The sequence below is a fragment of the Nocardioides donggukensis genome, assembly GCF_014842875.1.
GTDB lineage: Bacteria > Actinomycetota > Actinomycetes > Propionibacteriales > Nocardioidaceae > Nocardioides > Nocardioides donggukensis.
In genome coordinates this window covers 305,806-327,775 of sequence record NZ_JACYXZ010000003.1, presented here as the reverse complement: position 1 = coordinate 327,775, position 21,970 = coordinate 305,806, and the positions used below count along the sequence as shown (strand labels likewise).

At 72.9% G+C, this 21,970-nt stretch carries 21 protein-coding genes; 16 read left to right on the top strand and 5 right to left on the bottom strand.

From position 1 onward, the window contains the following. The first annotated feature begins 12 nt into the window (after positions 1 to 12). The 6 genes from IE331_RS11765 to IE331_RS11740 are packed head-to-tail and all read left to right on the top strand — an operon-like array spanning position 13 to position 6,461. Entirely contained in the window at positions 13 to 1,068 is a 1,056-nt protein-coding gene (locus IE331_RS11765) for an amidohydrolase family protein (protein WP_192143618.1), read from the top strand. Further along, complete coding sequence (locus IE331_RS11760; protein ID WP_192143617.1) at positions 1,065 to 1,820, top strand: iron-sulfur cluster assembly protein; 756 nt, start codon at positions 1,065 to 1,067, stop codon at positions 1,818 to 1,820. Before IE331_RS11765 ends, IE331_RS11760 begins: the two co-directional genes overlap by 4 nt. Further along, entirely contained in the window at positions 1,817 to 2,845 is a 1,029-nt protein-coding gene (locus IE331_RS11755) for an NAD(P)-dependent alcohol dehydrogenase (protein ID WP_192143616.1), read from the top strand. Before IE331_RS11760 ends, IE331_RS11755 begins: the two co-directional genes overlap by 4 nt. Before the next feature lie 44 nt (positions 2,846 to 2,889). Then, on the top strand, positions 2,890 to 4,581 hold the full coding sequence (gene groL, locus IE331_RS11750; protein ID WP_192143615.1) for a chaperonin GroEL: 1,692 nt from the start codon (positions 2,890 to 2,892) through the stop codon (positions 4,579 to 4,581). Then, a complete protein-coding gene (locus IE331_RS11745; protein ID WP_192143614.1) occupies positions 4,578 to 5,189 on the top strand; it encodes a hypothetical protein in 612 nt (203 codons plus the stop codon). The genes groL and IE331_RS11745 overlap by 4 nt, the downstream gene beginning before the upstream one ends. 30 nt (positions 5,190 to 5,219) lie before the next feature. After that, positions 5,220 to 6,461, top strand: a complete 1,242-nt coding sequence (locus tag IE331_RS11740; protein ID WP_192143613.1) for an Nramp family divalent metal transporter — start codon at positions 5,220 to 5,222, stop codon at positions 6,459 to 6,461. Positions 6,462 to 6,474: 13 nt separating this feature from the next. On the opposite strand, the gene IE331_RS11735 is transcribed toward IE331_RS11740, so the two are convergent. After that, complete coding sequence (locus IE331_RS11735; RefSeq protein WP_201931688.1) at positions 6,475 to 7,446, bottom strand: hypothetical protein; 972 nt, start codon at positions 7,444 to 7,446, stop codon at positions 6,475 to 6,477. Position 7,447: 1 nt separating this feature from the next. Next, positions 7,448 to 8,392 carry a 2,3,4,5-tetrahydropyridine-2,6-dicarboxylate N-succinyltransferase gene (gene dapD / locus IE331_RS11730; protein ID WP_192143612.1) on the bottom strand — a complete coding sequence of 315 codons (945 nt, stop codon included), beginning with the start codon at positions 8,390 to 8,392 and terminating at the stop codon, positions 7,448 to 7,450. 337 nt (positions 8,393 to 8,729) lie between these two features. On the opposite strand from dapD, the gene ileS reads away from it, so the two are divergent. The 5 genes from ileS to IE331_RS11705 all read left to right on the top strand — a co-directional run bounded on the left by ileS (position 8,730) and on the right by IE331_RS11705 (position 14,926). Further along, positions 8,730 to 12,122: an isoleucine--tRNA ligase gene (gene ileS / locus IE331_RS11725; protein ID WP_192143611.1), complete on the top strand. Its 3,393-nt coding sequence runs from the start codon at positions 8,730 to 8,732 to the stop codon at positions 12,120 to 12,122. Between the two features lie 72 nt (positions 12,123 to 12,194). Next, positions 12,195 to 13,259, top strand: a complete 1,065-nt coding sequence (dapE, locus tag IE331_RS11720; RefSeq protein ID WP_192143610.1) for a succinyl-diaminopimelate desuccinylase — start codon at positions 12,195 to 12,197, stop codon at positions 13,257 to 13,259. Between the two features lie 95 nt (positions 13,260 to 13,354). Further along, a complete protein-coding gene (locus tag IE331_RS11715; protein ID WP_192143992.1) occupies positions 13,355 to 14,083 on the top strand; it encodes an LOG family protein in 729 nt (242 codons plus the stop codon). A 7-nt stretch (positions 14,084 to 14,090) separates the two neighbouring features. Further along, positions 14,091 to 14,486: a DivIVA domain-containing protein gene (locus tag IE331_RS11710; protein ID WP_201931686.1), complete on the top strand. Its 396-nt coding sequence runs from the start codon at positions 14,091 to 14,093 to the stop codon at positions 14,484 to 14,486. Between the two features lie 14 nt (positions 14,487 to 14,500). Beyond that, complete coding sequence (locus IE331_RS11705; RefSeq protein WP_192143609.1) at positions 14,501 to 14,926, top strand: hypothetical protein; 426 nt, start codon at positions 14,501 to 14,503, stop codon at positions 14,924 to 14,926. Between the two features lie 67 nt (positions 14,927 to 14,993). On the opposite strand, the gene IE331_RS11700 is transcribed toward IE331_RS11705, so the two are convergent. Further along, on the bottom strand, positions 14,994 to 15,797 hold the full coding sequence (locus tag IE331_RS11700; RefSeq protein ID WP_192143608.1) for an enoyl-CoA hydratase/isomerase family protein: 804 nt from the start codon (positions 15,795 to 15,797) through the stop codon (positions 14,994 to 14,996). Positions 15,798 to 15,827: 30 nt separating this feature from the next. After that, a complete protein-coding gene (locus tag IE331_RS11695) occupies positions 15,828 to 16,622 on the bottom strand; it encodes a PaaX family transcriptional regulator (RefSeq protein WP_192143607.1) in 795 nt (264 codons plus the stop codon). Between the two features lie 120 nt (positions 16,623 to 16,742). Here IE331_RS11695 and IE331_RS11690 point away from each other — a divergent pair, with 120 nt between their 5' ends. Continuing rightward, positions 16,743 to 16,910: a DUF3117 domain-containing protein gene (locus tag IE331_RS11690; protein WP_090967556.1), complete on the top strand. Its 168-nt coding sequence runs from the start codon at positions 16,743 to 16,745 to the stop codon at positions 16,908 to 16,910. Positions 16,911 to 16,914: 4 nt separating this feature from the next. Beyond that, positions 16,915 to 18,441, top strand: a complete 1,527-nt coding sequence (locus IE331_RS11685) for a leucyl aminopeptidase (protein WP_201931684.1) — start codon at positions 16,915 to 16,917, stop codon at positions 18,439 to 18,441. Positions 18,442 to 18,491: 50 nt separating this feature from the next. On the opposite strand, the gene IE331_RS11680 is transcribed toward IE331_RS11685, so the two are convergent. After that, positions 18,492 to 19,169: an O-methyltransferase gene (locus IE331_RS11680; protein ID WP_318646817.1), complete on the bottom strand. Its 678-nt coding sequence runs from the start codon at positions 19,167 to 19,169 to the stop codon at positions 18,492 to 18,494. A gap of 214 nt (positions 19,170 to 19,383) precedes the next feature. On the opposite strand from IE331_RS11680, the gene sigE reads away from it, so the two are divergent. Genes sigE through IE331_RS16995 form a run of 3 tightly spaced genes read left to right on the top strand, consistent with a single transcriptional unit; the run spans position 19,384 to position 21,961 of the window. Beyond that, entirely contained in the window at positions 19,384 to 19,962 is a 579-nt protein-coding gene (gene sigE, locus IE331_RS11675; RefSeq protein WP_201931682.1) for an RNA polymerase sigma factor SigE, read from the top strand. Then, complete coding sequence (locus IE331_RS11670) at positions 19,959 to 20,522, top strand: anti-sigma factor family protein (protein WP_192143603.1); 564 nt, start codon at positions 19,959 to 19,961, stop codon at positions 20,520 to 20,522. The genes sigE and IE331_RS11670 overlap by 4 nt, the downstream gene beginning before the upstream one ends. Further along, entirely contained in the window at positions 20,519 to 21,961 is a 1,443-nt protein-coding gene (locus IE331_RS16995; protein ID WP_192143602.1) for a S1C family serine protease, read from the top strand. The genes IE331_RS11670 and IE331_RS16995 overlap by 4 nt, the downstream gene beginning before the upstream one ends. Positions 21,962 to 21,970: the final 9 nt, after the last annotated feature.

Genomic DNA, 21,970 nt, shown 5'->3' with positions numbered 1-21,970 from the left:
TGAGGAGGACACATGTACGAGAAGGACGGGAACAAGTACTTCGTCGTCGACAGCCACATGCACTACTGGGACGCGAGCCCGCAGAACTGGGTGGCGGGTCAGGAGCAGTACGCCAAGGGCTGGATCGAGTGCTTCCACGCCTACCAGGGGCTCGGTCCGCCCGAGACCCACTGGAGCATCGAGCACTTCCAGAAGTACTCCGAGGACGACCTGATGAAGGACGTCTTCGAGGACGGGTACGTCGACGTCGCGGTCTTCCAGCCGACGTACCTCAAGGAGTGGTACGCCGACGGGTTCAACACCACCGAGCGCAACGGCGCCCTCTCGGAGAAGCATCCGGGCAAGTTCATCGTCAACACCCGGTGGGACCCGCGCGAGGGCAGCAAGGGCCTCGAGGAGCTCGCGGCCAACGTCGAGCGCTGGGGCTCGATCGGCGTCAAGCTCTACACCGCCGAGTGGCGCGACGGCTCCCGCGGCTGGACGCTCAAGGACCCCGAGGCCTACGAGTACCTCCAGAAGTGCCAGGAGCTGGGGATCAAGAACATCCACGTCCACAAGGGGCCGACGATCTGGCCGCTGGACAAGGACGCGTTCGACGTCTCCGACGTGGACCACGCCGCGACGGACTTCCCCGAGCTGAACTTCATCGTCGAGCACGTGGGCCTGCCCCGGATCGAGGACTTCTGCTTCATGGCCACGCAGGAGCCGAACGTCTACGCCGGGCTCTCGGTGGTGATCGGCGGCTTCATGCACGCCCGGCCGAAGTTCTTCGCCAAGGTCATGGGGGAGCTGCTCTTCTGGGTCGGCGAGGACAAGATGACCTTCGGCAGCGACTACGGCATCTGGGAGCCGAAGTGGCAGGTCGAGGGCTTCGTCGACTGGGACTACCCCAGCGAGGAGTTCTCCGACTACCCGCGGGTGAACACCGACACCAAGCGCAAGATCCTGGGCCTGAACGCGGCCAAGCTCTACGGGATCGAGGTGCCCGAGGAGTGCCGGCTGTCCGGGGAGGGGACCCCGGCCGCGCAGGACGACGCCGCCCTCGTGACCGAAGGAGCCACGGTGTGACAGCGGGGGCGACCCAGGAGGCGACCCCGGGGACGACGCTCTCCGAGGTGCTCGCGGCCCTGGACACGGTGCGGGACCCGGAGATCGACGAGCCGGTGACCAGCCTCGGGTTCGTCTCGGCCTGCACCCTGGCCGACGACGGCACGGCCCGGGTCCGGTTGCGCCTGCCGACCTACTTCTGCGCCCCGAACTTCGCCTTCCTGATGGTGGCCGACGCCTACGACGCCGTCGTCGCGGTGCCGGGCGTCCGGGCCGCCGAGGTGGTCCTCGAGGACCACTTCGCGGCCGAGGCCATCAACGGCGGGGTCGCGGCCCGGGCCGGCTTCGCCGACTCGTTCGTCGGACTCGCCGAGGGCGAGCTCGACGAGCTGCGCACCGGCTTCGTCCGCAAGGCGGTGCTGGCCGGCACCGACCGGGTCTGCCGGCCGCTGATCGCGGAGGGGCGCACCCCCGAGGAGCTGGCCTCGCTCCGGCTCGGCGACGTGCCGCCGACGGCGGACCGGGAGCGGCTCCGGGCCCGGCGGGCCGAGCTCGGGCTGCCGGCCTCGGACGACGCGCCCCTGCTCGTCGACCCCACCACCGGGGAGCCGGTCGGGACCGAGGCGCTCCCGAAGCACCTCGCGCGATCGAGGTTGACCCGGGTCAACCTCGAGGCGAACGGCGGCATCTGCCGCGGCATGCTCCAGCACCGCTACGGGACCCGCGGCGAGGGGCAGAGGGACGACATGGATGAGATGGAGGAGGTCCGATGAAGGCCGTCCGGTTGCACGAGTACCACCAGCAGCCCGTCGTCGACGAGGTCGCCGAGCCGGAGATCGCCGGCCCGCACGACGTGATCGTCAAGGTGGGCGGTGCCGGCGTCTGCCGCACCGACCTGCACATCATCCTGGGCCAGTGGGACGAGGCGATGAGCCCCACGCTGCCGTACACGATCGGCCACGAGAACGCCGGCTGGGTCCACGAGATCGGCTCGGCGGTGAGCAACGTCGCGGTCGGGGACACCGTGATCCTGCACCCGACCCCGACGTGCGGCCTCTGTCGCGCCTGCCGGGCCGGGCAGGACATGCACTGCGAGCAGAGCACCTTCCCCGGGTTGGACGGCACCGCCGGCGGGATGGCGGAGTACCTGCTCACCTCGGCCAGGGCCTGCGTCAAGCTCGATCCGTCGACCGAGCCGAAGGACGTCGCGGCGCTGGCCGACGCCGGCATCACCGCCTACCACGCGGTGCGCAAGGCGCTGCCGCTGCTGTACCCGGGCACCACCGCCGTCGTCATCGGCGCCGGAGGGCTCGGCCACATCGGCATCCAGTGCCTCGCGGCGCTCACCGCCGCCACCGTCGTCGTGGTCGACCGGAACCCGGACGCGCTGGCCCTCGCCGGGAAGCTGGGCGCCGACCACGCCGTGCAGGCCGACGGCGGACAGGTCGACGCGGTCAAGGACCTGACCGGCGGCGCCGGGGCCGAGGTGGTGCTGGACTTCGTCGCCGAGGAGGGAGCCGAGAACGAGGGGTTCGCGATGACCCGGCCGGGCGGCTCGTACTTCGTCATCGGGTACGGCGGCACGCTGGTCGTCCCGACGCTGGACGTGATCTCCACCGAGCGCAACATCGTCGGCAACATCGTCGGGACCTACAACGAGCTGGCCGAGCTCATGGTGCTCGCCCAGGCCGGCAAGGTCACGCTGCACACGAAGACCTACCCGCTCGACGCCGCGCAGGACGCGCTGCACGACCTCGACACCGGGCAGGTCCGGGGGCGGGCGATCCTCGTCCCCTGAGTCAACCCCTCACCGCACAGCCACCCGCAACCCAGGAGGACCCCATGGCCAAGGACCTGCGATTCGGCGAGGACGCCCGGAGCCTGCTGCTCTCCGGGGTCGACCAGCTCGCCGAGGCCGTGAAGTCGACGCTCGGGCCCAAGGGGCGCAACGTCATCCTGGAGAAGATCACCGGCTCCCCGGTGGTCACCAACGACGGGGTGACGATCGCCCGCGAGATCCACCTCAGCGACCAGTTCGAGAACATGGGCGCCCAGCTGGTCAAGGAAGCCGCGATCAAGACCAACGACATCGTCGGCGACGGCACCACCACGGCGACCGTGATCGCGCAGGCGATCATCCGGGAGGGGATCCGGGCCATCGGGCAGGGCGGGAACCCGGTCCTGGTCAAGCGCGGGGTCGACCTCGCCGTGAACCGGCTGGTCGAGCAGCTGCGGACCGTCGCCCACCCGGTGGAGAGCATGGCCGACTACGCCCGGGTCGCCTCGATCTCGGCGAACAACGACGAGACCGTCGGCGCCGTGCTCGCCGAGGCGCTGCACACGGTGGGGGACCAGGGCATCGTCACCGTCGAGGAGTCCTCCGAGCATGGGATGAGCGTCGACTTCGTGGAGGGGTTCGAGTACGACAACGGCTACCTCTCGCCGTACCTCGTCACCCACCCGGCCAGCCTCGAGGCGATCCTCGACGACCCCTACATCCTGCTGTGCAGCGAGAAGATCACCAAGGTCCAGCAGCTGATGCCGATCCTCGACAAGGTGATGCGGGCGCCCCGGCCGCTGGTCATCATCGCCGAGACCGTGGAGGGGTCGGCGCTGAGCATGCTGGTGCACAACCACGTCAACGGCATCTTCCGCTGCGTGGCGACCAAGGCACCGGGCTTCGGCGACCGACGGCTGCGCAAGCTGGAGGACATCGCCACGATCACCGGCGCGGAGGTCTACAGCAAGCACTCCGGCTTCACCCTCGAGACCATGACCCTCGAGCAGCTCGGGCGGGCCCGTCAGGTGCGGGTCACCGCGGAGCGGACCACGATCATCGACGGCGCCGGCTCCACCGACCAGGTCGAGTTCCGCGTCAGCCAGCTGCGCGCCGAGCTCGAGCGGGCGACGTACGGCATCGACGAGGAGGTGCTCAGCGAGCGGATCGGGTCGCTGTCGGGCAAGGTGGCGGTGATCAGGGTGGGGGCGCCCACCAACGCCGAGCTGGCCGAGCTGCAGCACCGCGTCGAGGACGCCCTGTCCGCGACCCGGGCCGCCATGGACGAGGGGATCGTCGCCGGCGGCGGTGTGGCGCTGATGCACGCGGCGTTCGTGCTCGACGAGCTCGACGTCCGCGACGACTACGCCATCGGCGTCGACATCGTCCGCAGGGCGCTCAGCGAGCCGACCTACCTGATCGCGGCCAACGCCGGCTACCCCGGGCACGAGGTGGTCGCGAAGGTCGCCGAGCTCGGCGTCGACGAGGGCTTCGACGCGCTCGAGGGTCGCTACGGCGACCTGATCGAGCTCGGGATCATCGACCCGCTGCGGGTGTGCCGCTCCGCGCTGCAGAACGGCGCCTCGGTCGCCGGGCTGCTGCTCACGACCAACACGCTGATCGCGGAGGAGCAGACCGCCTGGGGCGGCAGTCGCGCCCTGATGACCGAGTTCGGCCAGCTCGACGAGGGCCTGCACCAGCCCTCGCCCGACTCCAGCACCCCGCAGTCCCTGGGACTCGGCCCCTCCGTCGGATGACGGAGGTGCCCGCGCCCGAGGTGGTGCGTCGGCTCGACGCCCCCGACGCCGACGCCCTGGTCGACCTGGTGGAGACGTTCGAGGAGCTGCAGACCGTGCTGCGCTGCTGCGAGCGGCTGGTCGCCGCGGTGGCAGAGCCGGAGCCGGACGGCGTGCTGGTCGAGGCCGTGTGGACGATGGCCCTGGCCTCCTACGCCCGGTGCTTCACCGCCCGCGAGGGCAGCGTCGCGCTCGGCGAGGGCGACCTGACCGCCTCCCAGCCGGGTCGGCCCGCCGACGACGTCCTCGAGTGGCACCGGGTCCTGCTCCGGCTGCGCGACCACCACGTCGACCCGGCCCGCAACCCCCGGGAGCGGTTCACCGCGGGGGTCGCCCAGGGGCCCGACGGCCGGGCCGACGGGATCGCGGTCACCTCGGCCCGGCAGCCGCTCGTCGACGACCTGACCGTGCGCCAGACCGGTGCGATCGCCTACGGACTCAGCGCCCTGGTCGACGCCCGCATCGGCGAGCGGCAGGAGGAGCTGCTCGCGCGGGTCCGGGACCTGTCGCCCGAGGAGCTGGCCGGGCTCGATCCGCTCGACCTCGCCGACCCCGCCACCGCCTCGTAGCCCTCCGAGCCGCACCGGGAGGACGGCCACATGTTCCAGCGCAGGTCCCGCTTCGCCGGCGTCGCGCTGGTGCGCGGCCCGCTGCCGCTGTTCGGGCCGGCCTTCGTCGCCGCGGTCGCCTACATCGACCCCGGCAACTTCGCCACCAACATCACCGCCGGCTCCCGCTACGGCTACCTGCTGGTGTGGGTGCTGGTCGCCAGCAACCTCATGGCGATGCTGATCCAGTACCTCTCCGCCAAGGCCGGCATCGCGACCGGCCGCAGCCTTCCCGAGCTGTGCCGGGACCACTTCCCCCGCCGGACCACCAAGGGGCTGTGGGCCCAGGCCGAGCTGGTCGCGATCGCGACCGACCTCGCCGAGGTCCTCGGCGGTGCGATCGCGCTCCAGCTGCTGTTCGACATCCCGCTCCTGACCGGCGGCCTGATCACGGCGGTGGTCGCGTTCGCCCTGCTCGGCCTGCAGAGCCGCGGTGCGCGGCCGTTCGAGGTCGTGATCACCGGGATGCTGCTGGTGGTGCTCGGCGGCTTCCTCTACAGCCTCGTGCTCGGCGGGGTCGACACCGGTGCGGCGGCCGCGGGCCTGACCCCGCGCTTCGAGGGCACCGACACGGTGCTGCTGGCGACCGGGATGCTGGGCGCCACCGTGATGCCGCACGTGATCTACCTGCACGGGGCGCTGACCCAGAACCGCTACGAGCGCAGCACCGAGAAGGAGCGGCTGGGGCTTCTGCGCAGCCAGCGGGTCGACGTGGTGGCCGCGATGGCCTTGGCCGGGCTGGTGAACCTGGCCATGCTGGTGGTCGCCGCCCAGGTGCTCTCCAACCTCGCGGAGCCGGTCGAGACCATCGAGGCGGCGCACGCCGGGCTGGCCGAGACCCTCGGGCCGACGGCGGCGCTCCTCTTCGCCCTGGCGCTGCTCGCCTCCGGCTTCGCCGCCTCGGGCGTGGGCACGCTCTCCGGCCAGGTCGTGATGCAGGGGTTCCTGCGCCGGCGGATCCCCCTCGTCGTACGCCGGGTGGTGACGCTGGCCCCGGCGCTGGTCGTGATCGGGGCCGGCGTCGACCCCACCCAGGCCCTGGTGATCTCGCAGGTGATCCTGTCCTTCGGCATCCCGTTCGCGCTGATCCCGCTGGTGATGCTGACCCGCCGCCGGGACATCATGGGGGCGCTGGTCAACAGTCGGCTGACCACGGCGGTGGCGGCGACCGTGGCCGCGGTGATCTGCCTCCTCAACGTCGCCCTCATCGTCCTCACCTTCGGAGGCGTGTGAGGGGCGAGGGAGCTCAGTCGTGCACGTCGACGTGGACGTGGTCGCGGTGCTCCAGGACGGCCGCGGTGGCGGCGTCGCTGCCGTCGGTGTCCGGCTCGTAGGCGCGCCAGCCCTGCTCCGAGCGCCGTCCCGAGCCCCAGATCCGGCCGTCGAAGATCACGTGGTCGACCTCGAGCCGCTCCGCGTGCGCCACCAGGTAGTAGGCCAGGGCCCAGCCGCGGCGCCGGTTCTCGGGGCCGACGGGGCGGAAGAACACGTCGATGGCCCGGCCGTCGTAGTGGGCGGACCCGGGCATGTGCCCCGATGAGACCCCCTCCGGCTCGAAGCCGCCCAGCGTGAGGTCGCCGAAGGCCTGCTCCAGGTCGCGGCGCACCCGCCCGGCCCGCGTGGTCAGCCCGGCCTCGTCGAGGTCGTCGGCCTCCTCCTCGCCGTCGTGCCGCACCACGCACGTGAACCGCCCGTCCGGGGAGTTCCCGGTGAGGGCGGAGGCCAGCGTCCGGGCGTCCTGGGCGTGGTCCTCGTAGGCCTCCGGGAAGCCGGAGCGCTGCACCCGCTGGGCGGCCTCGGTGATCCGCATGTCCCGGTAGCCGTCGATCTTCTCCAGCTCGTCGTAGAACGCGTTCGTGGCGTAGTAGGGGTCGAGGATCTGCTTCTGCGTGCCCCAGCCCTGGGACGGCCGCTGCTGGAACAGGCCCACGGAGTCCCGGTCGCCGTAGTCGATGTTGGCGATCTTCGACTCCTGGTACGCCGTGGCGAGGGCGATGCTCACCGCCCGGGCGGGGAGCCCCCTCCGCTCGGCGACGGCGGCGATGAGCGCGGCGTTCTCGCCCTGCTCGTGGGTGACCCGCACCGAGTGCCCGTCCACGGAGGCCGTGCAGGACTGGGGGTCGGGCAACGGGCCGAGGCCGCGGAAGACGGCCACCCCGGTGCCCGCGAGCACGCCCACGACGAGCAGGCCGACGCCGACGCGACTGCGCCGGGCCACGTCAGTCGTTCGCGTGCAGGGCCGCGTTGAGCGCGATGCCCGCACGCTGCCACGGCACGGCCTCGACGGCGCCGCTGACCGAGTTGCGACGGAAGAGCACGTTGGCCGCACCGGAGAGCTCCCGTGCCTTCACGATCCTCGGCTCGCTGTCCGGCTCGAGCACGGTCACCTTGGTGCCGGCGGTCACGTAGCAGCCGGCCTCGACGACGCAGTCGTCGCCGAGGGAGATCCCGATGCCGGAGTTGGCGCCCAGCAGGCAGCGCTCCCCGATGGAGATGGTCTCGGTGCCGCCACCGGACAGGGTGCCCATGATCGAGGCGCCGCCGCCGACGTCGGAGCCGTCGCCGACCACGACGCCGGCCGAGATCCGGCCCTCGACCATCGAGGCGCCGAGGGTGCCGGCGTGGAAGTTCACGAAGCCCTCGTGCATGACGGTGGTCCCGGGGGCCAGGTGCGCCCCCAGCCGGACCCGGTCGGCGTCGGCGATCCGGACGCCGCCGGGCACCACGTAGTCGACCATCCGCGGGAACTTGTCCACGCCCAGCACGGTCACGTGCTGGCCGGCGGCGCGCAGCCGCGCCCGGACCAGCTCGAAGCCCTCGACGGCGCACGGCCCGGCGCTGGTCCACACGACGTTCGCCAGCAGTCCGAAGACCCCCTCCATCGACAGCCCGTGCGGTGCGACGAGGCGGGAGGAGAGCAGGTGCAGGCGCAGCCAGGCGTCCTCGGCGCTCGCCGGAGCGGCGGCCAGGTCGGCGATCGCGACCAGCCGCACCTCGCGGCGTACCGAGCGCAGGTCGTCGTCGACGGCGAGCGCGGCGAGCTCCTCGGGCGCCGCGGCCGGGTCGGGCGCCGGACCCAGGGCCGGCTCGGGGAACCAGACGTCGAGGACGGTGCCGGCGCGGTCGAGGGTCACGAGGCCGAAGCCGTGGGCGGGGGAGGTCATGATCGTCGATTCTACGGAAGCCGCCCCACCCCTACGGGGGGAGGTGGCCGGACCGGCCCGCGGCGGCCGGCATCGGGCGGCACCGGTCGGGCACGGGTTTCCGCTCCCGGGGCCGGCGGCCGTAGGATGCCGGCACAGGCGTTCGAGCCGTCATCAGCGGCGAGCCTCCGGAAGAACGGGACCCGAGTCCGGGGTCCTCAGTAGAACCGGACGGGTGGCCCGTCACAGCCGTGAACGAAGCGGTCGGCGCGAGTCGGCAAGCAGGGTGGTACCGCGGTCCCCGGATCGTCCCTGTGTCCGGACAGGGCACAGCCGACGAACCGCAGGAGAGTCACCCATGGCCTACCCGAAGGTCTCCCACACCGACGCCACCGGCGTGCCCGCCACGCCCGCGTTCCCCGTGATCGAGGAGGCCGTGCTCGCCTACTGGGCGGCGGACGGCACCTTCGAGGCCAGCGTCGAGCAGCGCGACCCGGGCCGGGACGGCGACAACGAGTTCGTCTTCTACGACGGGCCGCCGTTCGCGAACGGGCTGCCGCACTACGGGCACCTGCTGACCGGGTACGTCAAGGACCTGATCCCGCGCTACCAGACGATGCGCGGCCGGAGGGTCGAGCGTCGCTTCGGGTGGGACACCCACGGCCTGCCCGCCGAGCTCGAGGCGATGCGCCTGAACGGCATCAAGACGACCGACGAGATCCTCGAGATGGGCATCGAGGCGTTCAACGAGGCCTGCCGGGCATCGGTGATGAAGTACACCGGCGAGTGGCGCGACTACGTCACCCGCCAGGCCCGCTGGGTGGACTTCGACAACGACTACCGGACGATGAACCCCGACTACATGGAGTCGGTCATCTGGGCCTTCAAGCGGCTGCACGACAAGGGCCTGGTCTACGAGGGCTTCCGGGTGCTGCCGTACTGCTGGAACGACGAGACGCCGCTGTCGAACCACGAGCTGCGGATGGACGACGAGGTCTACCAGAACCGCCAGGACCCCGCGGTCACGGTCGGCTGCCGGATCGAGGGCGACGACGAGCTGGCCGGCTCGCTGGCGCTGGTCTGGACCACCACCCCGTGGACGCTGCCCTCGAACCTCGCGGTCATGGTCGGCGAGGACATCGACTACGTCGTCGTGGAGGCCGCGGCGCCCGGCGTCGGGCCGGACGAGGGCGGGCGCACCGAGCGGTACGTCGTCGCGGAGGCCAGGCTGGCGGCGTACGCCCGCGAGCTGGGCGAGCAGCCCACGGTCGTGCGGCGGCTGACCGGCGCCGAGCTGGCGGGGCGCTCCTACACCCCGCCGTTCGCCTACTACCTCGGTCACGACCGGGCCTTCCGGATCGTCACCGCCGAGTTCGTCACCACCACCGACGGCACCGGGCTGGTGCACACGGCGGGCGCGTTCGGTGAGGACGACAAGGTCGTCACCGACCGGGAGGGGATCGAGCCGGTGATGCCGGTCGGCAAGGACGGCCGGTTCACCCACCCGGTCGACGACTACGCCGGGATGCTGGTCTTCGACGCCAACCTGGCGATCATCGACCACCTCAAGGCCGCCACCCGGGCCGATCCGGTGGTCGAGGAGGGCGCGCAGCCCGATCCGGTGGTCGAGGAGGGCGCGCAGCCCGATCCGGTGGTCGAGGAGGGCGCGCAGCCCGATCCGGTGGTCGAGGAGGGCGCGCAGCGCCCGTCTCGAGACCACGGCTCGGTCACCCCGGGCACCGTGCTGCTGCGCCGGGAGTCCTACGACCACTCCTACCCGCACTGCTGGCGGTGCCGGGAGCCCCTGATCTACAAGGGGGTCTCGTCCTGGTTCGTCGAGGTGACCGCGTTCAAGGAGCGGATGCTCGAGCTGAACGAGCAGATCCGGTGGGTGCCCGAGCACATCAAGCACGGCCAGTTCGGCCGGTGGCTGGAGAACGCCCGCGACTGGTCGATCACCCGCAACCGGTTCTGGGGCTCCCCGGTGCCGGTGTGGAAGAGCGACGACCCGGCGTACCCGCGACTGGACGTGTACGGCTCGTTCGCCGACCTGGAGCGCGACTTCGGGGTCGCGGTCACCGACCTGCACCGCCCCTACGTCGACGACCTGGTCCGACCGAACCCGGACGACCCCCGCTCGCCGGAGGAGGGGCAGTCGATGATGCGTCGGGTGCCGGACGTGCTCGACGTCTGGTTCGACTCCGGATCGATGTCGTTCGCCCAGGTGCACCACCCGTTCGAGAACGCCGACTGGTTCGACCACCACTTCCCGGGCGACTTCATCGTGGAGTACATCGGGCAGACCCGCGGCTGGTTCTACACGCTGCACGTGCTCGCCACGGCGCTGTTCGACCGGCCGGCGTTCAGCTCCTGCATCAGCCACGGCATCGTGCTCGGCTCGGACGGCAACAAGATGAGCAAGTCGCTGCGCAACTACCCCGACGTGCGCGAGGTCTTCGACCGGGACGGCGCGGACGCGATGCGCTGGTTCCTCATGTCCTCGCCGATCCTGCGCGGGGGCAACCTGGTCGTCACCGAGCAGGGCGTGCGGGACTCGGTGCGCCAGGTGCTGATCCCGCTCTGGAACAGCTGGTACTTCCTCTCGCTCTACGCCAACGCGGCCGGCGCAGGGGACGGGCAGGGGGACGGGGCTGGGTACGACGCCCGGTGGCGCACCGACGCGACCGACCCGCTGGACCGCTACCTGCTGGCGAAGCTGCGCGACTTCACCGCGCAGATGACCGAGCAGCTCGACGCCTACGACGTCGCCGGCGCCTGCGACTCCACCAGGGCGTTCCTCGACGTGCTGACGAACTGGTACATCCGGCGCTCCCGCGAGCGGTTCTGGTCCACCGGCGGCACCGTCGACACCGGTGCCTTCGACACGCTGCACACCACGCTCGAGGTGGTCTGCCGGCTCACCGCGCCGCTGCTGCCGCTGACCACCGAGGAGGTCTGGCGGGGGCTGACCGGCGAGCGGTCGGTGCACCTGACCGACTGGCCGGCGGCCGAGGACCTGCCCGAGGACGCGGCACTGGTGGCCGCCATGGACGTCGTCCGCGAGGTCTGCTCGGCCACGTCCGGGCTGCGCAAGGCCGCCGGGCTGCGCAACCGGCTGCCGCTGTCGTCGCTCACCGTGGTCGTGGCCGACCCGAGCCGGCTGGTCGGCTTCGAGGGGATCGTCGCCGACGAGGTCAACGTCAAGGGCGTCCGGCTCCTCGACGCCGCCGACCCCGAGGCGGCGGCGTACGGCGTGGAGCAGCGGCTGACCGTCAACGCCCGCGCCGCCGGTCCGCGCCTGGGCCGCGAGGTGCAGCAGGCGATCAAGGGCTCGAAGTCCGGTGACTGGTCGGTCGCCGAGGACGGCACGGTCACCGCCGGCGGGCTGACCCTGGTCGAGGGCGAGTTCAGCCTCGAGACGGTGGCCGGAGGAGGCGAGGGGTCGGCGACCGGCATGCTGCCGGGCGGCGGCTTCGTCGTGCTGGACACCGTGGTGACGCCGGAGCTGGCCGCCGAGGGGCTGGCCCGCGACCTGGTCCGCACCGTGCAGCAGGCCCGGCGCGACGCCGGCCTGGAGGTCTCGGACCGGATCGCGCTGACCGTCGCCGGCGGCGAGGACGTGCTGGCCGCCGCGCGGACCCACGAGTCGCTGATCGCGACGGAGACCCTGGCGACGTCGTTCACCCTCGAGCCCGCCGCCGAGCTCGAGGTCACCGTCACCCCCGACCCGTCGCTCGTGTCGACCGACTGACCCTCGACCCGTCGCTTGTGTCGTGCCTGAGGTCGACACAAGCGACGGGTCGGCGGATGGAAGGATGACGGCATGCGCCTGGACCTCACCGTGGACACCGTCGACCTCACCCAGCACCTGGTCGACATCGAGTCGGTCAGCCTGAACGAGCGGGAGATCGCCGACGCGGTGGAGGAGGCCCTGCGCGAGCTGCCGCACCTGGCCGTCACCCGGCACCTGAACACCGTCGTGGCCCGTACCGAGCTCGGCCGTGACCAGCGGGTGGTCATCGCCGGCCACCTCGACACCGTCCCGGTCAACGACAACCTCCCGGCCCGCCGCGAGGGGGGCCTGCTGCACGGCCTCGGCACCTGCGACATGAAGGGCGGGGTGGCGGTCGCCCTCAAGCTGGCGGCCTCGCTGCCCGAGCCGGGGGTGGACGTGACCTACGTGTTCTACGAGGCCGAGGAGATCGAGGCCGAGCACAACGGGCTGTTCAAGCTCGGCCAGAGCCGGCCCGAGCTGCTGCAGGCGGACTTCGCGATCCTCATGGAGCCCTCCAACGCCGGCGTCGAGGCCGGCTGCCAGGGGACGATGCGGGTCGATGTGCGGACGACCGGGGAGCGGGCCCACAGCGCCCGGAGCTGGAAGGGCGAGAACGCGATCCACGGAGCCGCGCCGATCCTGGCCAGGCTGGCCGACTACCAGCCGCGGCGCCCGGTCATCGACGGGCTGGAGTACCACGAGGGTCTGAACGCGGTCTTCATCCGCGGCGGTGTCGCCGGCAACGTGATCCCGGACGAGTGCGTGGTCGAGGTCAACTACCGGTTCGCCCCGGACCGCAGCGAGCAGGACGCCGAGGCGTTTCTCCGCGAGTTCTTCGCCGGGTGGGACATCGAGATCACCGACACCGCCCCGGGCGCGCTGCCCGGGCTGGCGGTGCCCGCGGCCGCCGCCTTCCTGGCGGCGGTCGGCGGAGCGGCCAACCCGAAGTTCGGCTGGACCGACGTCGCCCGCTTCAGCGCACTCGGGGTGCCCGCGGTCAACTACGGCCCGGGCGACCCGTTGCTGGCGCACAAGCAGGAGGAGCACGTGCCGATCGCCGACATCGAGCGCTGCGAGCAGCAGCTGCGGGAGTGGCTGGGGGAGGGCCGGTGACCCGGCTGCGCGGGGGGCGCCCCGACCGGCCCGGTGACAAGCCCGGGGACAAGCCCGGCGACAAGCCCGGCGACAAGCATCGGGGCCCCGAGGTGATGCGCCGCTCCCAGGTCGACAGCGGCACCACCGACCAGCGGCTGCTCGACTCCCGTGGGCCCAGCGACTGGGTGCACACCGACCCGTGGCGGGTGCTCCGGATCCAGTCCGAGTTCGTGGAGGGGTTCGGGGCGCTGGCCGAGCTCGGGCCGGCGGTCGGCGTGTTCGGGTCGGCGCGCACCCGCGCCGACGACCCGGCGTACGACGTCGCCGAGCGGGTGGGCGCGGGGCTGGCCGAGGCCGGCTTCGCGGTGATCACCGGAGGCGGGCCGGGGGCCATGGAGGCCGCGAACAAGGGCGCCTCCGAGGCCGGCGGGATCAGTGTCGGCCTGGGCATCGAGCTGCCCTTCGAGACCGGGCTGAACCCGTGGGTCGACCGGGGGATCAACTTCCGCTACTTCTTCGCCCGCAAGACCATGTTCGTCAAGTACGCCCAGGGCTTCGTCGTGCTGCCCGGTGGTCTGGGGACGTTCGACGAGCTCTTCGAGGCGCTCACGCTGGTGCAGACCCAGAAGGTCACCTCGTTCCCGGTGGTCCTCCTCGGGGTGGACTACTGGAGCGGGCTGCTGGCCTGGCTGCGCGACGTGGTGCTCGAGCAGGGCAAGATCTCGGCCGGCGACCTGGACCTGCTCACGCTCACCGACGACGTGGACCTGGCCGTGTCCCTCATGGTCGAGGCCCGCCGGGGACGCGGCCCCACGGCGGACGTCGCGGAGCAGCCGGAGTGAGCCCCCGATGATGTGGGTGTTCGCGATGCTCATCGTGCTGGCGATGGGCGGCATCGCGCTGGTGGCCTCCGGCTACGGCTCCCCGATGGCCCGGGTGTACGACGACCGGCCCGACGCCGGCGTGCCCGTGGACGGGGCCGTGCGCGGCGAGGACCTGCGGCGGGTCCGGTTCCCGCTGGCGGTGCGCGGCTACCGGATGGCGGAGGTCGACGCGCTGCTCGCCCGGCTGGCCACCCAGCTGGAGCAGGCGGAGCAGACGGAGGAGACGGAGCGGGCGGGGCAGGCGGGCCACTCGGGGCCGGCCGATCCCGGGCCTGATTCCGCGCCGGACACGCCGGACCGGGCCCCGGAAGGCACCGCACCGCCGGACGGCGCGGCCGATGGCGACCGGCGCGAGATTTAGGGCAGACTCGACGCGTGACCCTTCAGTGGATCGTCTACGTCCTGACCGCCCTGGCCGGCGTCGTCGTGGTCCTCACCCGGATCCGCCTCGGGGGTGACCGGGCCGGAGCCGGCCGGCTGCAGATCTCCCCGGTGCTGCTGAACACGCACACGGTCATGGGGCTCTCCGCACTGATGACGTGGACGGCGTTCCTGGTCACCGGCATCGGGGAGGGCGAGGGCAACTCGCTCATCGGGGTCGCCGGGCTGGCGTTCTTCTGGATCACCGCGATCGCCGGGCTGATGATCCTGGTCCGGTGGCTGCCCTCGCGGGGCCGGCACTCGGCCGACGCCGTGCTCGACGAGTGGAGCGAGGGGCCGGGGCTCTCGGTTCTGGCCCACGTCGGCATGCTGGTCGGGGTGGCCGTGTTCACCTGGGCCTACCTCACCTCGGCCGTCTGAGCCGACCCTCCCGCCGACCCACTGGGGCCGGGCCTGTCGGGCCGGCCGTCGGGCCCTCCCCGGCCCGTCAGCGGCCGGTGAACCGCGGCTTCTCCTTGGCGACGAAGGCCTGCACCGCGGCCCGGTGGTCCTCGGTGCCGCCGGTGAGCGTCATCATCTCCTTCTCGAAGGCGACCCCGTCCTCGAAGGACGAGCCGGCCGAGTTCGCCACCGAGCGCCGGATCGCGCCGTACGCGACGGTCGGCCCGTCGGCCAGCCGGCGGGCCAGCGCCGAGACCTCGTCGGCCAAGGCCTCGGCCGGGACCACCCGCGTGGCCAGTCCGAGCTCCTGGGACTCCTGCGCCGAGAGGGTGCTGGGGAAGTAGAGCAGCTCCATGGCCCGGGCGCCGCCGACCAGCCGGGGCAGGGTCCACGACGCCCCGGTGTCGCAGGAGAGCGCGACCCCGGTGAAGGCCAGGTTGAACCCGGCCCCCTCGGCCAGGATCCGGAAGTCGCAGGCGAAGGCCAGGCTCGCCCCGGCCCCGGCGGCGACGCCGTTGACGGCGGCGATCACCGGCTTGTGCATGGTGGCGAGCAGCGTGGCGATCGGGTTGTAGTGCCGCTCGACGGTGGTGAAGAGCTGCTCGCTGCTGCCCGAGTCGAGGAGCTCGATGTGCTCCTTGAGGTCCTGACCGACGCAGAACGAGCGGCCGGTGCCGGTGAGCACCACGCACCGCACGGCCGGGTCCTCGGCCGCGGAGCGCACCGCGTCGAGCAGCGCCTCCTTGGTGGCGATGTCGAGGCTGTTCATGGCCTCGGCCCGGTCCAGCGTGATCGTGCCGACACCGTCGGTCACGTCGAGTCGCACGGGTCGGTCGGTCGTCTCGCTCATGGTGATCCCTTCCGGCGTGCCCAGCACGGGTCAGTACAGGCAGCGGTCGACGAAGCGGTCGGCCCCCGGCTTGAGCCGGTCGGCCTCTTCGGTGAAGTGTGCCGCAGCCGCGCGACCGGGCCAGTCGGCGGGCAGCAGTACGTCGGGCAGGCCGGGGTCGCGGAACAGGAACATCCGCCAGTCGTGCACCAGGTGGAAGCGTTGGGCGAAGTCCCGGCGGTCCGGGTCGTCGTGGCCGTCCGGGGCCTGCCCCCATGCGGCCGGCCGGGGCGCCGAGGTCACCTCCTCCAGCCACACGGCGTACTCCTGGCCGAGCTGGGCCAGGTCCCAGCACGCGGCCGGCGTGGCGGGCGGGTCGAAGTCGTGCGCGAGCGCCCGGGCGGCGGTCACCTGCTCCCGGGCGAGCAGGGCGTCCAGCTCCGGCTGCGGCCACGGGCTCACCCAGACCCCGTCGCCCAGCTCGGCGTAGCCCATCCAGCCCAGCGCCGCCCGGACCCGGGTCCGGGCGGACCGGTCCCGGATCGGGTCGAGCAGCAGCAGCTGCCACCGGCCGTCCCAGTCCCGCTCCCCGGTGCGGTAGATCCGCTCGCCGGCCCGGTCGAGCCGGCGGATGGCCTGCTCCGTGGCGGCGTACCCGCGACCGCTGGGCAGCGACACCGACTCCAGCCACCCCTGGATGACCATCCGGGAGATGGCCGTGCGCACCGCGGGGGCGGCGATCCCCACCGGCTCGAGCAGGCGCACGAGGGCCGCCACCGGAGCCCGGTTGCCGCGGGTGCGCAGGTGGTCGCCGTAGACGTCGAACAGGGCCGACCGGGCATGCATGGGAGGGAGTCTGCCAGCCCCGGGACCCGGCCCGGTTCAGGACGGCGCGGGCATGGGGGATAATGGTCCGGCGTGCGACGCGCCGGACGGCGCGCGACAACACAGGGAAGAGGTGCGCGGATGGCGGCGATGAAGCCGCGGACGGGAGACGGTCCGCTGGAGGTCACCAAGGAGGGACGCGGCATCGTGATGCGGGTCCCGCTCGAGGGCGGTGGCCGCCTCGTGGTGGAGCTGAACGCCGATGAGGCAACCGCTCTCGGCGACGCCCTCAAGGACGTCGTCGGCTGACCCGGTGACCCCAGACCCCGCCCAGACCACCCTTCCACCCCAGGTCTCGCCTCCGACCTTCAGCCTCACCACGGAGCCGCTCACGGCAGCGGCCGGCCCGGTGCTGGTCGCGCTGCCGGTGCTCCCTGCCGACGGGGCGGAGGCCCCTGCCGTCGGACCGGGCGCCGCGGACGTCGCGGACCAGCTCGGTCTCGACCTCCTGGCGGTGCTCGAGGCGCACCGGGCCACCGGCCGGGCCGGTGAGGTCACCACCCATCCGGTGCCGGACCACGACCGGGTCACCGCGGTGCTGCTGGTCGGGGTGGGGGACACGGGGGACGACGCACTGCGACGGGCCGGGGCCGCGCTCGGGCGCGCCACCAAGGACCGGGACCTGGTGGCGAGCAGCGTCGCCTCGGTCGCGGGCGACTCGGGGCTGCACGCGTTCGTCATCGGCCTCACGCTGGGCTCGTTCGAGTTCCACTGGCGCTCGTCCGGGCCGGTGGCACAGCCGGTACGCCGGGTGCTGCTGGCCGGCGCGCCGGACCGGCAGCCGACGGTCGACGCGGCCGTGGCGGTCGCCGCGGCCGGGTGGCGGGCCCGGGCCCTGGCGGCCACGCCGTCCAACCTCAAGAGCCCCGCCTGGCTGGCCGACCGGGCCGTCGAGGTCGCGCAGGCCTCGGGACTGGCCTGCACGGTCTGGGACGAGAAGCGCCTGACCAAGGAGGGCTTCGGGGGGATCCTGGCCGTGGGGCGGGCCTCGGCGACGCCGCCGCGGCTGATCCGGCTCGACTACCGGCCCCGCAGGGCCCGCGGGCACGTCGTCCTGGTCGGCAAGGGCATCACCTTCGACACCGGGGGGCTCTCGATCAAGCCCGGTGAGGCGATGGTGAACATGAAGCGGGACATGACCGGGGGTGCGGTGGTGATCGCGACCATGGGCGCCCTCGCCGAGCTCGGCTGCCCGGTCCGGGTCACCGGCCTGGTCGCGGCCGCCGAGAACGCCATCGGCGGCGACGCCTACCGGCCCGGCGACGTGGTGCGGCACTTCGGTGGGCGGACCACGGAGGTCACCAACACCGACGCGGAGGGCCGGGTGGTGCTGGCCGACGCGCTGGCCTACGCGGTCCAGGAGCTGTCGCCGGACGCCCTGGTCGACGTCGCGACGCTGACCGGGGCGATGAAGGTCGCCCTCGGGCTGCGCACGGGCGGCCTCTTCGCCGACCACGACGTGCTGGCCACCGCCCTCGAGGAGGCCGGCCGGGCGAGCGGGGAGCGACTCTGGCGGATGCCGCTCAACGCCGACTACGAGGAGAAGCTCGCCTCGAAGGTGGCCGACGCCGACAACGCCCCCGGGGGACCCGGCGCGATCACCGCGGCGCTGTTCCTGCAGCACTTCACCGGCGACGTGCCGTGGGCGCACCTCGACATCGCCTCCGTCGGCGACGCCCCCGAGGACCGCGACGAGTGGACCGCCGGGCCGACCGGCTTCGGCGTCCGCGCCCTGCTGCACTGGCTCAGCGGAGCCGACCCCCTGGCGGGGCTGCGCTAGGGGGGGATCACCCGGCCGGGACCATCCGTCCGGGCCGGCCGGGACCGGGCTCAGGCCTCGGGGACCCAGACCTTCTTCGCCGCCAGCAGCCCGTCGCCGACCGGCAGCAGCACCGAGATCAGGCCCTCGGACTCGGCCACCACCCGACCCAGCTCTCGGATCGCCACCGTCTCCTCGTCCCGCTGGGCGGGGTCGGCGACCCGGTCGTGCCACAGGGCGTTGTCGAAGACCACCACACCGCCGGGTCGCAGGAGCCGGAGCGCCTCGGCGAGGTAGGCGTCGTACTCCCGCTTGTCGCCGTCGCAGAAGACCAGGTCGTAGTGCCCGTCGGTGAGCCGCGGCAGCACCTCGAGGGCGGCGCCCGAGATCGTCCGGGCCCGCTGGGCGGGGATCCCGGCGTCGGTGAACGTCTGCCGCGCCAGTCGCTGGTGCTCGGTCTCGATGTCCACGGTGGTCAGGACCCCGTCGGCGCGCATGCCGCGCAGCAGCCAGAGCCCGGAGACCCCGGTGCCGGTCCCGATCTCCACCACGGCGCGAGCGTCGAGGACGGAGGCGAGGAAGCGCAGGGCGGCGCCGGCGCCGGAGCCGACCGGGACCACACCCACCTCCCGGGCCCGGGCCCGGGCGCTCTCGACGATCTCGTCCTCGGCCACGAACTCCTCGGCGTAGGACCAGCTGGCGGGCTTGATCGCGGTGGTGATGACGGCCTCCTGAGCCTCGTGCGTCACACAGTCTCCCGGGAGACTACCGCTCCCGGGGCGCCCGGCGCGGGGACGCGGCCGGAACGCCGGGGAACACCGCACCGTCGGGGATCGTTGCACGGGACAGGCGCACTTCATGGCTTCCGTGGGGTGAGGGCTCAGGTTCCTCTCAGCCGCGGTGCCTAGCGTGGGCGAGACGAGACAGGGACGGATCCGGACGAGGCGAGGCGAAGGAGCAGCGGTGGAGACGACGTCGGTCCCCGAGTGGGACGAGATCGTGGCGCAGCACTCCGAGCGCGTCTACCGGCTCGCCTACCGGCTGACCGGCAATCCCGCGGACGCCGAGGACCTGACCCAGGACGTGTTCGTCCGGGTCTTCCGCTCGCTCGACACCTACGCCCCGGGCACGTTCGAGGGCTGGCTGCACCGGATCACCACGAACCTGTTCCTCGACGGCGCCCGGCGCCGTCAGCGGATCCGCTTCGACGCGCTGTCCGACGAGCGGGCCGCCCGGCTCGGCAGCCTGGCCGGCGCACCGCACCAGGAGTACGCCGACCGCACCTTCGACGACGACATCGAGCGTGCGCTCTCCGAGCTGCCCCCCGACTTCCGGGCCGCGGTCGTCCTCTGCGACATCGAGGGGCTCAGCTACGAGGAGATCGCCGGGATCCTCGACGCGAAGCTCGGCACGGTGCGATCACGCATCCACCGTGGCCGGGCGATGCTCCGCGAGGCTCTGGCGCACCGCGCGCCGTCCGCGGGCCGGACCCGCTACTCCGGTCCGGCCCCGCACGAGCACCAGCCGGAGGCCGCCCGATGATCGGCCCGGTCATCGGTCACGTCGGCACCCGGGTCAGTGCCCTGGTCGACGGACAGCTCCCCGCAGCGGAGGCCGAGCGGCTGTGGGCGCACGTGCACCTGTGCGCCCTCTGCCGGGGCCAGGTGGAGCGCGAGGGCTGGGTCAAGACCCGGCTCGCGGGGCTGGCCATGGCGCCCCCGCCCTCCGCCCCCGACCACCTGCGCGGCTCCCTGTCCTCGGTGACCGCCTGGCCGGCCGGGCCGGACCTGCGGTCCGGGTCCGCGACCGTGACCGACCGGCGGCGCACGGTGCTGGTCGCCGCCATCGGCGCCGGGTCGCTCGGCGCCGCCATGGTCGGCGTCCTGGCCGTCTCCGTGCCCGCCAACGCCCCCGGCCTCGACCGCCGGGCGCCGGTGACCTCCCTGACCGGCGGCACCCAGGCCCCGCAGGGCACCGCCCCGACCACGTCCAGCGTGCGTGAGTCGCAGCCCCCGGGCGCGACCTCGCGCGAATCCTCCCCGATCGCCCGGCTGACCCAGGTCGGCGCGACCCTCCAGAAGTGGGTGACGATCACACCGTGAACGACCAGAACACGCCCGGCACGAACTCGCCGTACGAGCCCCATCGGGACGGCGACGCGCCGTCCGACGTCGAGCACACCCGGCAGCTCCCGGACGAGCCCTACGGCGCCCCTGCGAGCACTCCGACCGGAGGCTCGTCGTACGCCGGCTACGGTCGGCCGGCCGCGCAGGGCCAAGGTTCCCAGGGTTCCCAGGGTCCCCAGGGCCCGCAGAGCCCCTGGGACGACGGACCGGGGTCCGGGTACCCGGGTCAGGGCGGTGGCTACCCAACACAGCACGGCGGCTACCCCGTCACGGGCGGTGGCGGCGACCGGGGCGAGGACACCTCCCGCCGGCCGCGGCTGTCCGGCTGGGTGTGGCCGGCCGTCGCCGCGCTGGCCCTGGTGGTCGGCCTGGTCGGGGGAGCGATCGGTGGCGTCGCGGTGGACGAGTGGCGGGACGCGAACTCCTCGCCCGGACGCAGCGCCGACGGCTTCGCCGGGGTGGACACGGTCTCGGAGGCCCCGTTGCCGGCCGACAACGGCAGCATCGCCGCCGTGGCCGACCAGCTGCTCCCCAGCACGGTGCAGATCCTCGCCGACGTCGAGAACCGCAGCCTCGGCGCCACCGGCTCCGGCTTCTTCATGGACCGCCAAGGACACGTGATCACCAACAACCACGTCGTCGAGGACGCCGCCAAGAACAACGGCGCGATCAAGGTCGTCGCCCGCGACGGCAAGCGCTACGACGCCGAGGTCGTGGGCCGCAGCGCGGTGTACGACCTCGCGGTGCTGTTCGTGAAGGACGCCCCGGAGATCGAGCCGGCCGCACTCGGGGCGTCGCAGTCGCTGCGGATCGGCGAGGCGGTCGTGGCGATCGGCTCGCCGCTCGGGCTGAGCAGCACCGTGACCTCGGGCATCGTCAGCGCCGTGGACCGGCCGGTCACCACCGGCAACGGCGACGACCTGGCCTCCTACATCGACGCCGTGCAGACCGACGCCGCGATCAACCCCGGCAACTCCGGCGGCCCCCTGGTGAACCTCAAGGGTCAGGTCGTGGGCGTCAACTCCGCGATCGCCACCACCGGCAGCTCGCTGGGCGGCGAGTCCGGCAACATCGGCGTCGGCTTCGCCATCCCGATCGAGCAGGTCAGGGTCACCGCCGACCAGATCCTCAAGGACGGCGAGGCGCGGTACCCGGTCATCGGGGCGACGGTCACCACCGACGAGTCCGGCCAGGGCGCGCTCATCGACGGCATCGAGCCGGGCAGCCCCGCGGCGAAGGGCGGACTGAAGGCGGGCGACGTCGTCACCGCGGTCGACGAGCGGCAGGTCACCGACAGCCCGACGCTGATCGTGGCGATCCGGACCCACCTGCCCGGCGAGGAGATCACGCTGACCGTCGACCGGGACGGCGACCAGCGCGAGATCGCGGTCACCCTCGACTCGAAGGTGGGCTGAGCCGCCCGC

Bases quoted from the DNA above. Each gene is read 5' to 3' on its own strand.
- IE331_RS11715 (WP_192143992.1), top strand. From the start codon at position 13,355: ATGCGCCGCTCCCAGGTCGACAGCGGCACCACCGACCAGCGGCTGCTC.
- IE331_RS11700 (WP_192143608.1), bottom strand. From the start codon at position 15,797: ATGAGCGAGACGACCGACCGACCCGTGCGACTCGACGTGACCGACGGT.
- IE331_RS11695 (WP_192143607.1), bottom strand. From the start codon at position 16,622: ATGCATGCCCGGTCGGCCCTGTTCGACGTCTACGGCGACCACCTGCGC.
- IE331_RS11690 (WP_090967556.1), top strand. From the start codon at position 16,743: ATGGCGGCGATGAAGCCGCGGACGGGAGACGGTCCGCTGGAGGTCACC.
- dapD (WP_192143612.1), bottom strand. From the start codon at position 8,392: ATGACCTCCCCCGCCCACGGCTTCGGCCTCGTGACCCTCGACCGCGCC.
- IE331_RS11740 (WP_192143613.1), top strand. From the start codon at position 5,220: ATGTTCCAGCGCAGGTCCCGCTTCGCCGGCGTCGCGCTGGTGCGCGGC.
- IE331_RS11745 (WP_192143614.1), top strand. From the start codon at position 4,578: ATGACGGAGGTGCCCGCGCCCGAGGTGGTGCGTCGGCTCGACGCCCCC.
- IE331_RS11670 (WP_192143603.1), top strand. From the start codon at position 19,959: ATGATCGGCCCGGTCATCGGTCACGTCGGCACCCGGGTCAGTGCCCTG.
- dapE (WP_192143610.1), top strand. From the start codon at position 12,195: ATGCGCCTGGACCTCACCGTGGACACCGTCGACCTCACCCAGCACCTG.
- ileS (WP_192143611.1), top strand. From the start codon at position 8,730: ATGGCCTACCCGAAGGTCTCCCACACCGACGCCACCGGCGTGCCCGCC.
- IE331_RS11765 (WP_192143618.1), top strand. From the start codon at position 13: ATGTACGAGAAGGACGGGAACAAGTACTTCGTCGTCGACAGCCACATG.
- groL (WP_192143615.1), top strand. From the start codon at position 2,890: ATGGCCAAGGACCTGCGATTCGGCGAGGACGCCCGGAGCCTGCTGCTC.
- IE331_RS11755 (WP_192143616.1), top strand. From the start codon at position 1,817: ATGAAGGCCGTCCGGTTGCACGAGTACCACCAGCAGCCCGTCGTCGAC.
- IE331_RS11710 (WP_201931686.1), top strand. From the start codon at position 14,091: ATGATGTGGGTGTTCGCGATGCTCATCGTGCTGGCGATGGGCGGCATC.